The 14173-nt window shown below is 37.9% G+C and carries 10 protein-coding genes; 3 read left to right on the forward strand and 7 right to left on the reverse strand.

The features are described 5' to 3' along the window. Positions 1-25: 25 nt before the first annotated feature. Genes DLK05_RS00175 through DLK05_RS00200 form a run of 6 tightly spaced genes read right to left on the reverse strand, consistent with a single transcriptional unit; the run spans position 26 to position 5873 of the window. On the reverse strand, positions 26-1102 hold the full coding sequence (locus tag DLK05_RS00175) for a M20 family metallo-hydrolase (RefSeq protein WP_127341949.1): 1077 nt from the start codon (positions 1100-1102) through the stop codon (positions 26-28). Positions 1103-1156: 54 nt separating this feature from the next. Beyond that, on the reverse strand, positions 1157-1936 hold the full coding sequence (gene argB / locus DLK05_RS00180; RefSeq protein WP_127341950.1) for an acetylglutamate kinase: 780 nt from the start codon (positions 1934-1936) through the stop codon (positions 1157-1159). Continuing rightward, positions 1929-3065 carry an aspartate aminotransferase family protein gene (locus DLK05_RS00185; protein ID WP_127341951.1) on the reverse strand — a complete coding sequence of 379 codons (1137 nt, stop codon included), beginning with the start codon at positions 3063-3065 and terminating at the stop codon, positions 1929-1931. Before DLK05_RS00185 ends, argB begins: the two co-directional genes overlap by 8 nt. A gap of 10 nt (positions 3066-3075) precedes the next feature. Further along, positions 3076-4041: an N-acetyl-gamma-glutamyl-phosphate reductase gene (argC, locus tag DLK05_RS00190; RefSeq protein WP_127341952.1), complete on the reverse strand. Its 966-nt coding sequence runs from the start codon at positions 4039-4041 to the stop codon at positions 3076-3078. Position 4042: 1 nt separating this feature from the next. Next, positions 4043-5242: an argininosuccinate synthase gene (locus DLK05_RS00195; RefSeq protein WP_127341953.1), complete on the reverse strand. Its 1200-nt coding sequence runs from the start codon at positions 5240-5242 to the stop codon at positions 4043-4045. Between the two features lie 46 nt (positions 5243-5288). Next, on the reverse strand, positions 5289-5873 hold the full coding sequence (locus DLK05_RS00200) for a GNAT family N-acetyltransferase (protein ID WP_235831933.1): 585 nt from the start codon (positions 5871-5873) through the stop codon (positions 5289-5291). 951 nt (positions 5874-6824) lie between these two features. Between DLK05_RS00200 and DLK05_RS00205 the strand changes: the two genes are divergently transcribed. From DLK05_RS00205 to DLK05_RS00215, 3 genes are all read left to right on the forward strand, one after another. Continuing rightward, a complete protein-coding gene (locus tag DLK05_RS00205; protein WP_127341954.1) occupies positions 6825-7097 on the forward strand; it encodes a hypothetical protein in 273 nt (90 codons plus the stop codon). 413 nt (positions 7098-7510) lie between these two features. Continuing rightward, entirely contained in the window at positions 7511-12031 is a 4521-nt protein-coding gene (gene gltB, locus DLK05_RS00210) for a glutamate synthase large subunit (RefSeq protein ID WP_127341955.1), read from the forward strand. Positions 12032-12118: 87 nt separating this feature from the next. Next, a complete protein-coding gene (locus DLK05_RS00215) occupies positions 12119-13540 on the forward strand; it encodes a glutamate synthase subunit beta (RefSeq protein WP_127341956.1) in 1422 nt (473 codons plus the stop codon). A 416-nt stretch (positions 13541-13956) separates the two neighbouring features. Here DLK05_RS00215 and DLK05_RS17385 read toward each other — a convergent pair whose 3' ends face one another. Continuing rightward, positions 13957-14127, reverse strand: coding sequence for a hypothetical protein (locus DLK05_RS17385; protein ID WP_209319623.1), 171 nt, complete (start codon positions 14125-14127; stop codon positions 13957-13959). Between the last annotated feature and the right edge of the window lie 46 nt (positions 14128-14173).

Genomic DNA, 14173 nt, shown 5'->3' on the forward strand with positions numbered 1-14173 from the left:
ATTTAGTTAGCAGTTGGATTCCTTCCTAACTGTTAATTTTCAAATTTAATCCGTTCAACAAGTTAAAATATTTTTCTATGCCATCCTTAATTTCAGAACTATAGATGAATTCATCGGCAGTATGTGATCTGGCAGAATCTCCAGGCCCCAATTTTAGAGTTGGAAATCCTTTCATTATTGCCTGATCGGATGTGGTTGGTGATCCATAATAAGGCATTCCCAGATTTATTCCATTCTGTACCAAAGGATGTTCTAACGGAATACCTGAAGAATTCATTCTGAATGATCTTGCAACTACATTGCTCTCTAATTTCTCTTGGATGATCGCAAAAGCCTTTTCGTTGGTATAATGCTCATTGGTTCGCACATCCACTACAAATTTACAACTTGCAGGAATCACATTGTGTTGCTTTCCGGCATTTATTTGAGTTACTGTCATCTTAACTGGTCCCAGTAATTCTGACGCTAAAGCATATTGATAGGAATGTATCCATTCAATATCTTTCATGGCGATTTCAATAGCATTAATTCCCTCATTTCTGGCAGCATGGCCGGGAATGCCTTTAGCTTCGCAATCCAAAACCATCAATCCTTTCTCTGCAATGGCCATCTCCATCAAGGTTGGTTCCCCAACTATTCCAACATCGATATTCCCGATCTCCTCCTGAATTAGTTCAAATCCATTTTTACCCGAGATTTCTTCTTCTGCAGATGCCACAAAAACGATATTATAATGCTGATTTATTTCTTCCAATGCCAAAAAAGTGGCAAACAAAGAAACCAGACAGCCACCAGCATCATTACTTCCCAAACCATATAATTTGTTATCAATAATTTCTGGTTGAAAAGGATCTCTCGTCCAGTTTTCATTTGGCTTAACGGTATCCAGATGAGAATTCAAAAGCAATACTGGTTTGCCCTTTTTAAAATCCTTGTTAAATGCCCAAACGTTATTTCCTTTCCGATGTGTAGCATAAGCAAATTGCTTTAGCTTCTGCTCCATTACATCTGCCACTTTAGATTCGTCTTTACTAAAAGATGGAATAGCAATTAACTGCTTTAAGGTCTGAAGTGCTATTTCTGTATATTTTTCAAAATTCATATTGTATCAATAAAAGGTTAAAATGCAGGTTTCTAAATCGATTCCCTAGGCTTACTATACCTGACTAATGTTCGTACCTGCGGAGAATCCATTTTCCATATTCACGAAATTTCCGATTACCACTTCTTCTACACCACTATTTATAGCATGAAAAGCATTTTCTGTTTTTGGTAACATGCCTGTATTAATAGTACCCTTTTCAACAAGCAATGCGCAACCCTCTGCACTTAGTTTGCTGATTAGACTACCATCATCCTCTGCATCTAACAAAACACCAGGTTTTTCAAAACTATAAATCAACTTAACCTTATAAAAACGGCTGAGTGCTATTGCAACTTCTGTGGCAATAGTATCTGCATTGGTGTTGAGTAATTGTCCTTGACCATCGTGCGTTATTGGAGCTACTACCATAACAGCATTACATTCTATTTGTTTGCATAGTGCTAAGGTATTCACCTTGGTTATATCCCCAACATAACCATAATCAGTACTTGGGTGATTTCTTTTTTCTGCAAGTAATAAATTCTGATCAGCACCACATACACCTAAGGCATTCACCCCTCGCGCTTGCAAGGCTGCCACGATATTTTTATTTACCAATCCTGCATAAACCATGGTTACAAGCTTTAGATTTTCCGCATCGGTAATTCTCCTTCCCTTATGCATCTTTGTTTCAATTCCAAGTTTTGCCGCAAGATCAGTTGCCATCTTGCCACCACCATGCACTAATACAATTTTGCCGGGCAGATTAGAAAAAGCATCTAAAAATTCATTTAGCTTGGAGGAATCATCAATAATATTACCTCCAATTTTTACTACAGTTAGTTCAGCCATTTTTTACAGTTTGGGTTATTTGATTAAATGCGCTAATGAACTGATCCGCCTCTTTAATACCAATAGAAAGTGGTGGCAGCAAACGTAATGTTTCGTTTCCTGATGCTCCTGTAAAAATGCCGTATTCCATCAATAATTTTGTTCTGATTTCAGACATATTTTCCAGATCAATACCAATCATTAAACCTTTCCCCCTTATTGCTTTAATTGCCTTATTATCTTTTAATTCAAAAAATAGATAGTCTCCTATTATATTCGCATTATCTATTAATTTTTCTTCTTCTATGGTTTCTATAACTGCTGTGGCTGCAGCACAGGAAAGATGGTTTCCTCCAAATGTTGTTCCCAACATTCCTTTCCATGCTTTTATCTTTGGACTTATTAAAACTCCGGCAATAGGAAAACCATTTCCCATGCCTTTTGCAGTTGTAATGATATCCGGTTGAATACCTGCATACTGATGTGCAAAGAATTTTCCTGTTCTGCCATATCCTGATTGAATCTCATCCAAGATCAGCAAAGCATTATTCTCTGCACAGTATTTTTCAGCTACCTTAAGAAATTTGTTAGATGGTATTACTACTCCTTTTACTCCTTGTATACCTTCTATTATAACCGCACTCACATCACCCTTCTCCAGCTCTTTCTTTAAGGCTAACTCATCATTCATTGCTACAAAAACAACATTGTGCTTTGCATTAAATTCCGAAGATAATTTTGGATTATCGGTGATGGAAAGTGCTCCACTGGTTCTACCATGAAAAGCACCTTTTATGGCAATAACTTTTGCTTTTTGATTATGGAATGAAGCAACTTTCAACGCATTTTCGTTGGCTTCTGCTCCGGAATTACATAGAAATAGATTGTAAGTTTCATATCCACTGATTTTCCCAAGTAAACAGGCAAACTTTTCCTGTAAATCATTCTTGACAGCATTGGAATAAAAGCCTAAACAATGCAATTGGTTCTCCAGACGATACATATAATGCGGATGACTGTGTCCAATGGAAATTACACCATGACCACCATAAAAATCCAGGTATGAATTGCCCTTATCATCGGAAAGGTGAGCACCTTTTCCATTCACAAGGTTGATATTGTAACAAGTATAAACGTCAAATAAATTCATTTTCTTTTCTTTAAAATCCAATTGGCTTTAGACCTAATCCTGTTTTTTCCGGGATTCCGAATTGTAAATTCATATTCTGTACAGCCTGTCCCGATGCACCTTTTAATAGATTGTCGATTACTGATATAATCAATAACTTCCTATCATGCTTTTCCAGATATAAAAAGCATTTGTTGGTATTTACCACTTGCTTCATATCAGGCAAATCTTTGGTTATCGTCACAAATGGATGCGTTAGATAGTACTCTTGGTACTTTTGGTATGCTTCCTCTATTTCCCAATCACAATCCGTATAAATGCTAGCCATGATCCCCCGACTGAAATTTCCACGAACAGGAATAAAGTTGAGCTGTTTGCTATAATTCGGCTGTAACTGTAAAACCGTTTCGGTTATCTCTTTTAAATGCTGATGTGTGAATGCTTTATAAACCACCACATTGTTGTTTTTCCAACTAAAATGTGACGTTGTACTTGGATTTTGACCTGCTCCTGTTGAGCCGGTAATAGCATTTACATGAATATCCTCTTTTAGTTGATTTGCCGCAGCCAAAGGGAGTATCCCCAATTCAATGCAGGTAGCAAAACATCCGGGATTTGCGATATAATTCGCATCCTTAATTTGTTCTTTATTTAATTCCGGCAATCCATAAATAAATCCTTTATCATTAGCCTGTGGCCTGTAATCCATACTTAGATCTATTATTTTGATGTGTTCCGGTAATTTATTTTGCTTCAGAAAAAGCTTGGTTTTTCCATGTCCTGAACAAATGAAAACTACATCAGTACAAGTATAATCTGCTTGGCCAAAGTCTAAATCGGTATCTCCCAGCAAATCTTTATGAACCTTACTTATTGGTTGCCCTGCATGGCTGATGCTTTGAACAAATGTTATTTCCACCTCCGGATGCCAAAGCAATATCCTCAACAATTCACCGGCAGTATATCCAGCACCTCCTATTATCCCTACTTTTATCATCTTATTCTTGATTTACAGTGTGATAAATTTTTAATGAATTGGTGAGAATATTGGTAAATCCTTTTACATCATCAGCAGTCCATCCTTCATTGGTTTCTCCATACTTCCCGAATAAATCGGACATTAAGTCGTTGGGGGATTCAATTCCTTCCACTTCAAAATATTTGGGACTCATTTTAATGGTAACAGAGCCATTTACTTTTTTCTGGGAATCAACAAGAAATGTTTCCATATTTCTCATTACCGGCTCCAAATATTGAGCTTCGTGAAGTAGCATACCATAGAAATTGGAAATTTGATCTTTCCAATACATCTGCCATTTGGTAAGGGTATGTTTTTCTAAAGTCTCGTGGGCTTTAATAATCATTAATGGAGCTGCTGCCTCAAAAGCTACTCTTCCTTTTGTGCCAATTATGGTGTCGCCAATGTGCATATCTCTACCTATTCCAAAGGCAGCACCTGCTTTTTCGATTAATTTAATTGCTTCCAAAGGATGAGCAACTTTTTGCCCATTCACACCAACCAATTCACCTTTCTCAAATTCTATACTTAGCTTCTCCGGATCTGTCTTCTCTACTTGTTTTGGATATGCCTGTTCTGGCAAAGGCAGATTAGAGGATAATGTTTCTTTTCCGCCAATACTAGTTCCCCAAATACCTGCATTAATGGAATATTGCATTTTTTCAAAATTGGCTTGTATTCCATGTTCTTTTAGGTAATTAATCTCTGTTTCTCTGCTTAATTCAAGATCTCTGGTTGGTGTTATAATCTCTGCATTGGGTGCCATAATTTTAAAGATCAGATCGAATCTAATTTGATCATTTCCTGCTCCGGTACTACCATGAGCAATATAATCAGCATCAATGGAATGAGCATATTGAGCAATAGCCATAGCTTGAAAAGCTCTTTCTGAACTTACTGATAATGGATAGGTGTTATTCTTTAGCACATTTCCCATGATCATGTATTTGATACACTTTTCGTAGTATTCTTTCGTGACATCTATGGCGGTATGCTGAATGACACCTAGTTGTTTCGTCTTCTTCTTTATTTCAGCTAATTCTTCATCGCTAAAACCACCTGTATTGCCAAGAACTGTGTAAACATCCATGTTCAACTCCCTGGACAAATAAAGTGCACAATAGGTTGTGTCTAATCCTCCGCTATATGCCAATACTACTTTTTTCTTATTGCTTGTCATCTCGTTTTTAGTTTGTTTAATGATTTATGAAATTGTTTCTATTCCTTTATTCTTCGGATGAATTGGATTTGCCATTCTTACCCGGGTCATATAACATACCTGTGCAAAGGCACATTTTCTTATCTGTTCGATGTAGAATGTCGTAATTCACACAACTACTGCATCCTTTCCAAAAGGACTCATCACGAGTCAGTTCAGAGAATGTAACAGGTCTGTATCCTAATTCTGAATTGATTTTCATTACAGGAAGACTGGTGGTTAATCCGAAGATTTTAGCTGTAGGAAAACGCTTTCTAGATAATTTGAAGGCTTCGGCTTTAATCATTTTAGCCAAGCCAACGGCTCTATAATCCGGATCTACAATTAAACCTGAATTGGCAACATATTTACCGTGTTCCCAGGTTTCGATATAGCAGAATCCAATTACCTTATCATTATCGAAAGCGATAATTGCTTTTCCTTCCTGTATTTTTTGTACGATGTACAAAGGATTTCTTTTGGCAATTCCAGTACCGCGTATCTTAGCGGCACATTCAATCATTTCACAAACTTCCTGAGCATAATCTATATGCCTTAAATCCGCTACAATGACACAAATTTTTTGCTCGATTTCCATTGCTGTCTCTATCATTTTATGAACTTACTAGGTTTCCCAAAAAAGCGCTACACCGGTAAGGCATAACCATTTGTTATTAATCTCAATACAAAAACTATTTCTTAATTTTTTGATTTTCTGATTCCGCAAATAGCATCGTCGAAAGTTTAAGGAGTTGTTTGCTTCCATGGTCTTCTATTTTAAATTTTCACATACAAAAAAAGCCTACCGTTAGAACAGTAAGCTTCATTATTAAATAACCGTATCTCAAAAAGAGACACAGCAAGCTCATCTGCCCCAGGGTAACAGTTACTTCGCAAATGGCGTCGGCTTTCTGTATATATTATTTTATTCATTTTTCGTACTTAATTATCTATTCAAAAAAAAAGGCTTACCGCTAAAACGGTAAGCCTTTAAAATATTGTAATAATCATTGATTACACGACAATAGGACATCAACCGCTTTACCATTTGGTGCGTTCATTCGTCGTCGTCGGATATAATACAATAGATTCATAGGTTTTATCTAAAATTGAGTCAAAAAAAATGCTTTCCGATGTGGAAAGCCTGGAAAATAATCATGCCAAAACTTACCTTATCTTGAGGATAAAGATCTGAACATGCGTCGTCGAATCATTTGTAAATTTTCCATGCTATTTTGTTTTGTTGCTACAAAGATAAACGTAAATAATTTTCAAATCCTAACAAAACTAAAACTTTTTTAACATTCCCTTAATTTAAAACCTTTGCATTCTAAAAAAGTATTTTTCTTCATTAACTACCCCCAATAATTACCATCCCTTTTTTTTAGGTTGAATCCATTGTAACGCAAGTTCACTTTTTAATAATAGTACATGCTTATTGTTTATGTTAATTTGTATATTTAATTAATGATTTTTAACACTTTAAATAACTGTTTTTGAATAACCATTTATAAATTCGCCCGTAGAATTGCTTTGAATGTAAAATTTTAAAACTTTATATCTTATGGCGTTGAAAAGAGTTGTTGGGTTTGTGTTGTTGGGTTTAGCTGTCGTAACTTTCTTTCTTTATCTTTCCTTTCCATTTTTACTTTCCGGAACTGACAAAGTGTTTTTACTTACTGCATCGGTGTATGTACTAAATAAGATTTTTTTCTATTCTTCTATTTATTTATTGGGCAAACAGTTTATTACTAAAGTTGGAAAATATCTTCCAAGGTGGATTGAAAAGCCATTATTAAAGTTTTTAAAAGTACAACCTGTCGTAAAAAACAAATAATATCCTTTACGGGATATTTTTTTTTGCCTAATCTTTATTGTGAACATATAGAAAGAGTAACAGAATACTAAAAATTATCTGTATTTAAATTTTATTTCCCAGTAATATCCTGAATATCACGAAAACCTTTGCGTAAAAAAACATGACATTTTTCATGTTTCTCAAACGTTTCCGATCAATAACTAAACAATAATCTTTGCTATTCTGCTTTTTTTTGGTTTATATTTGTAGCAACGGATTGAACAAGCAGAAAATAAATCACTTCATTTTTTGATAGTTTCTCATCGGGATAGCGGCTTTCGGATACTATACGCCGCTTAGGAAAATATAGGGTTGGGGACTCTAGAATAATTTTCCTTGTCCTGCTTCAAAAGATTAAAATCATGTCCTGGCTTCGCACTTAATTTATGCCTATGCGATACCTTCGACCAAGCCGACAGGGTCTATACGACCCAATGAATGAACATGACAATTGTGGAATTGGCTTTGTAGCCAATATTAAAGGAAAAAAATCCTACGAAATTATTACTCGCGGGCTAGAGGTTCTATGTAATATGGATCACCGAGGCGCTCGTGGTGCTGATAATGTGAGTGGTGATGGTGCAGGTATTTTAATGCAAGTACCACACGGCTTCTATAAGAAATTGGGTATCAATCTTCCATTACCTGGAAAATATGGTACTGGTTTGATCTTTTTACCTCAAGATGAAACTGAAGAGAAATTCTGTATCGAAGTTTTAATCCAAATTCTGGAAGAAGAAGGATTAGAATTTCTGCAATTGCGAGATGTACCTACTGACACTAGTGCAATTGGAGAAATTGCAAGACATTCCGAACCAGTAATCAAACAAGTTTTTGTTGGTGGAAACTACGAGCAGGATGACTTGGAGCGTCGCCTCTACCTTGCCAGAAAACAAGCAGAAAGTTACGTTCGCGCTACCAAAATGAAAGAAAAGGATATGTTCTACATCCCCAGTCTTTCCTCTAAAGTAATTGTGTATAAAGGTATGTTTGCCAGCGATCAGCTGGGAAGATACTATGGCGATTTGCAAGATGCACGCATGGAAAGTGCAATTGCTATGGTGCACTCCCGTTTTAGCACCAATACATTTCCTTCCTGGGATTTGGCTCAGCCATTCCGAATCGTGGCGCACAATGGTGAAATCAACACCATTAAGGGGAACCGACTGTGGATGCAGGCTCGTGAGTCTCTTCTTAAATCGGAAATGTATGGGGATGATATTAGAAAACTATTCCCGGTGGTAGAACCAAATAAGAGCGACTCCGCTTCTTTTGATAACGTATTGGAATTCTTGTTCCTAACCGGTAGAAGTTTACCGCATGCATTAAGTATGATGGTTCCGGAATCCTGGAATGAAAAAAACCCTATACCGGATAGCCTTAAAGCTTTTTATGAATATCATTCTACTTTTATGGAACCTTGGGATGGCCCTGCTTCTCTCGTGTTTTCTGACGGTAGATACATTGGTGGAACATTGGATAGAAATGGGCTTCGTCCATCCCGCTATGTCATTACACAGGATGATATGATTGTGATGGGTTCTGAAGTTGGAATCCAGAAATTTAAACCGGAAGAAATCAAGGAAAAAGGAAGATTGCGACCAGGTAAATTACTACTGGTTGACACTCAATTGGGAATTATTATTCCCGATCAGGAGGTGAAGTCACAGTTAACTTATCGGAATCCTTATCAAAATTGGTTGAAAGAAAACCGATTGGATTTGAAATCAATTCCTGTAGAAAAAAGAGTTCCTTCCGACATTGGAGATCAATTTGAAATATGCAGGGATACTTTTGCCTACTCTAAGGAAGATTTTGAAAGGATAATTCAGCCAATGGCAATCGCTGGACAGGAAGCCACAGCTTCCATGGGTAATGATGCTCCTATTCCGGTATTGTCTCCCAAACCAAATCTCTTGTTCAACTATTTCCGACAGTTATTTGCGCAGGTTACCAACCCTCCTATCGATTCAATTCGAGAGAATTTAGTAATGGATTTAACGAATTACATTGGATCCGTTCAAAAGAATTTATTGGAAGAAACACCACAGCATTGCAAGCTGATTCGTTTCAAGAGTCCTCTGATCACCAATACCGATCTCGGGAAAATCAAGAAAATTCGACATGAGGAGTTTCGTCATGCTAGTCTGGATATGATATTTAAAGCCAGTGAAGTTGGAGAAGGTCTGGAAAAAGCGCTTGATTCTCTCTGTAAACTTGCAGAGAAAGCGGTGGATGAACACAAGAATTACATTATCCTTACCGATAGGAATGTAAGTGAAACAATGGCTCCTATTCCTGTTCTATTGGCTGTTGCAGCAGTGCATCACCATCTTATTAAAAAGAGAAAGAGAATGCAGATAGGGCTTGTTGTGGAAACTGGTGAAGCCCGGGAAGTAAACCATTTTGCTCTTCTAATTGCATATGGTGCCAGTGTTATCAATCCTTACATGAGTTATGCTATTATTGACAAACTGGTGAAGGAAGGCAAAATTAGTCTGGAATATAAAACTGCTCGGAAAAACTATATTAAGGCAGTTAATAAAGGGCTTTTAAAAGTAATGTCGAAGATGGGTATTTCGACTATTGGAAGTTATTTGGGTGCTCAAATTTATGAAGCATTGGGAATCAGTGAAGATGTGATTCAAAAATATTTCACTGGAACGACCTCCCGAATTGGTGGAATCGGACTAAAAGAGATTGCTGAAGAAATACTTTGTCATCATAAAAAGGCTTTTAACGCGAAAGATCCATTTGAAAATCAGGATTTATTAAATTCAAATGGAAGCATTCATTATCGGAAGAATGGAGAGCCACATAGCTGGAATCCTGAAAGTATAGGCTTATTGCAGTGGGCTACCCGAACAAATTCCTATACGAAGTTTAAAGAATATTCAAGCATTGTGAATAAGGAAACCAGAAATCCGAATTTCCTTCGTGGATTTTTTGATTTCAAAACCAATCCAATTGACATCAGCGAAGTGGAGCCGATTGAGAATATTTTAAAGCGCTTTTGTACAGGAGCTATGTCCTACGGTTCTATCTCCAAAGAAGCGCATGAAACTTTGGCGATTGCCATGAACCAGATAGGAGGAAGAAGCAACACAGGTGAAGGTGGAGAGAATTCCAAACGACTTTATTCCAGTGCCCGAAGCTCTATCAAGCAAATTGCTTCGGGAAGATTTGGGGTGAATACCGAATATCTGGTGAATGCAGATGAATTACAAATAAAGGTTGCACAAGGTGCTAAACCAGGTGAAGGTGGTCAGCTACCAGGCTTTAAAGTGGATAAGATCATAGCAAAACTAAGGAATTCCACTCCGGGTATCACACTGATATCTCCACCACCACATCATGATATCTATTCAATTGAGGACTTAGCGCAGCTAATCTACGATTTGAAAAATGTGAACCCAACCGCTTGTATCAGTGTAAAGCTTGTTTCAGAGAATGGTGTGGGAACCATAGCTGCTGGTGTGGCAAAAGCAAATGCGGATTTAATTGTAATTAGTGGTTGCGAAGGCGGCACTGGAGCAAGTCCCTTAAGTTCTATCAAAAATGCAGGATTACCAGTAGAACTAGGTTTGGCTGAGGCACAACAGACCTTAGTGTTAAACGATTTACGTGGCAGAATAAAATTACAGACCGATGGTCAGCTAAAAACCGGTAGAGATATTATTTCCATGGCCTTGTTGGGTGCAGAAGAATTTGGATTTGCAACAAGCGCTTTGGTGGTATTGGGTTGTGTGATGATGCGTAAATGTCATTTGAATACCTGCCCTGTTGGTATTGCTACTCAGAATAAGGAGCTCCGGGAAAAATTTCTTGGCAGATCCGAATGGCTTATAAATTTCTTTCAGTTCTTGGCAGAAGAATGTCGGGAGATCATGGCAGAACTGGGTATCCGAAAATTTGATGATCTCGTGGGCAGATCCGATTTATTGGTGAAGCGAAAAGATATTAAGAGATGGAAGGCCAATACGGTAAAGATTGATAAGCTGCTTCATTTACCGGCCACCAATGGTCACGAAATCTGTGGTGTTAACGCCACGATTAAATCGATAGGTAAAGTCTTAGATCATGAATTGATTCGTCAGGCAGAGAAAGCCTTACACGATGGCGAAAAGGTATGGATTGATCAGAAAATAAATAATACAGATCGAACTACCGGTGCAATGCTCTCAGGTAAGGTTGCGGCATTAAAACCAAAACATATTCTTGAGGATGATACCATTTACTGTAGATTTTTGGGATCTGCAGGACAAAGTTTTGGAGCTTTTCTTGAAAAAGGAATCACCTTTCGTTTGGTTGGCGACTCTAATGATTATTTCGCGAAAGGCCTTTCAGGTGGAAAAATTGTGGTTCATCCACCAGAGAAAAGCAAATTCAAACCCGAAAAGCAGATCATTATCGGAAATACAGCTCTCTATGGAGCTACCAATGGTGAAGTGTATATCCGAGGAATGGCAGGAGAACGTTTTGGTGTAAGAAATTCCGGAGCAAAAGCCGTTGTCGAAGGAGTTGGCGATCATGGATGTGAATATATGACAGGAGGTCGCGTAGTTATTCTCGGTCCTACCGGAAGAAATTTTGCTGCTGGTATGAGCGGTGGTATTGCCTATGTATTGAATAGGGAAGGCCGATTGGATTATTTTTGTAATCAGAGTCTGGTTGCCCTCGAGCCTGTTGATCATTTGCAGGATATTCATGAATTGCAGGAAATGATTCATCAACATTTGTTGCTTACACAAAGTAGGGTTGCTTCTAAGGTATTAACACATTGGGAAGAATATTTACCTCATTTTGTGAAAGTAATTCCTTACGAATATAAGAAGGTATTGGAGGAGAAGAAATTGAGAAGAATTCAACGCAAGTTGAAAAAGGCTCAATCTCAAACCGAGATTCATGAGTAGAATAAGGATCAGTTATCAGTAAATAATTAAGTAGAAACTGATGATTGCGAACTGCTAATTGATGAATGTTAATGAAAAAATTAGATTATGGGAAATCCGAAAGGTTTTTTAGAGATAAAAAGAAAAGAAGCCGGATATCGTCCGGTTCGAGATAGAATAGGTGATTTTGGCGAAGTAGAGCAAACTTTGAATACAGAGGATAGAATTGATCAGGCATCCCGGTGCATGGATTGTGGAATTCCCTTCTGTCATTGGGCTTGTCCTACTTCCAGTAAAATCCCCGAATGGCAAGATGCCATCTACAGGGAAAATTGGCAGGAAGCAAGTAAAATACTGCATTCCACCAATAGCTTTCCGGAATTCACCGGAAGAATATGCCCTGCTCCCTGCGAAAAATCTTGTGTGCTCTCCTTACACAATGCTCCGGTAACCATTCGTGAAAACGAAGCTGCTGTTATTGAGAGAGCATTCGAGTATGGCTACATTAAAGCACAAGTTCCAAAATGCCGAAGCGGCAAAAAGGTTGCTGTTATTGGATCTGGTCCATCTGGTCTTTCCGTTGCCGATCTTTTAAATAAAGCCGGGCATTCGGTTACCGTTTACGAAAAAGACGATGCCATTGGCGGTCTGCTTCGCTATGGAATACCTGATTTTAAGCTCGACAAGCATGTGATCGATCGTCGATTGGAAATATTCGAAGCAGAGGGTATCGAATTTAAGATCAATCAGGATGTGGGAGGAAAAGTATCTTTCAACGAACTGGAATCGAAGTATGATGTTGTCTGCCTTGCTATTGGTGCTATGTCTCCAAGAGACTTACCCATCGAAGGGCGGGATTTAGATGGAATTCATTTTGCAATGGACTTTCTAAAACAACAAAACAAAGTGATTCGTGGAGATGAATTTTCCAAAACGGAAAGAATATCTGCAAAGGAAAAAAATGTAATTGTTATTGGTGGTGGCGATACAGGATCTGATTGTGTGGGAACCTCCATCCGACAGAAAGCCAAATCGGTACTTCAAATTGAATTATTACCCAAGCCTCCCGAGCAAAGAGAACAAAATAATCCCTGGCCCTATTGGCCGACGACCTTACGGACTTCAAGTTCGCATCAGGAAGGCTGTAACAGACGATGGGCAATTAGCTCCAAAAAATTTGAAGGAACAGATGGGAAAGTGGAGAAGGTAGATATTTGCCAGATCGAATGGACCAAAGATGCCAATGGACAATTTAAAATGAACGAAATTCCCAATACGCAGGAAACTATTGAGGCAGATTTGGTCTTGCTTGCCATGGGTTTTGTTCATCCTGTCCATGAGGGATTGGTAAAATCATTGGATTTAGAACTGGATGCCAGAGGCAATATCAAAACCAGTGACACTGGTCAAACCTCAAATCCTAAAATATTCTGCGTTGGTGATGCTACCACGGGTGCTAGTTTGGTGGTTCGTGCCCTAAGTAACGGACGGGATACTGCTCAATCTATTCATCAATTTCTTGAAGTATAAAAATTTACGCAATAAGTCAACACGTAACATAGGCAGTTAAGTGTGGGAACCGATAGTTCATCTCGACAAAGTAAACTATCGGTTCTTTTTATAGCTTGATGAGTGTTCTAGTCCTGTAACACTTTCTTCCCTTGCGAAACAAGAAAATTATCTCCAACAAATCATTATTACTGCAAACCCCCGAACTGATCTATCGCTCCGCTTTGGTATAGTCCCTCCTGCTTCCTATTCCTAATAGCCAAATTGCTATCTGCGACAGCAATTTTTCTGTTTTCGACAGGAATATTGCTATTGCTAAGCTCTAAAGAGATATACTCTTATAGAAATATTGCTATCTGGAAAAGAAAATTTCCTGTCCGCCTTGTCTTTTTTGATATAAAGAACAGGAAAATTCATATTCTCTCACATCAGATTTCCTATGGCGGAATAGAAAAATTAGTATCACCGATAACATTTTGCATTATCTCGATAGCAAGTTTTCTATCAAAAATAGCAGCATCCATATCTGCAATAGCAATTGGGAATACCAGCAGATCAATAAGCTGATCATTAATACCAATTACATAGCTTTTTTGATGAAATTTCATATTCCGGAACGGGATGTTAAAATCACCTACAGCACTTCCCTTGATT

Source organism: Ancylomarina longa (assembly GCF_003996985.1).
Taxonomy (GTDB): Bacteria; Bacteroidota; Bacteroidia; order Bacteroidales; family Marinifilaceae; genus Ancylomarina_A; species Ancylomarina_A longa.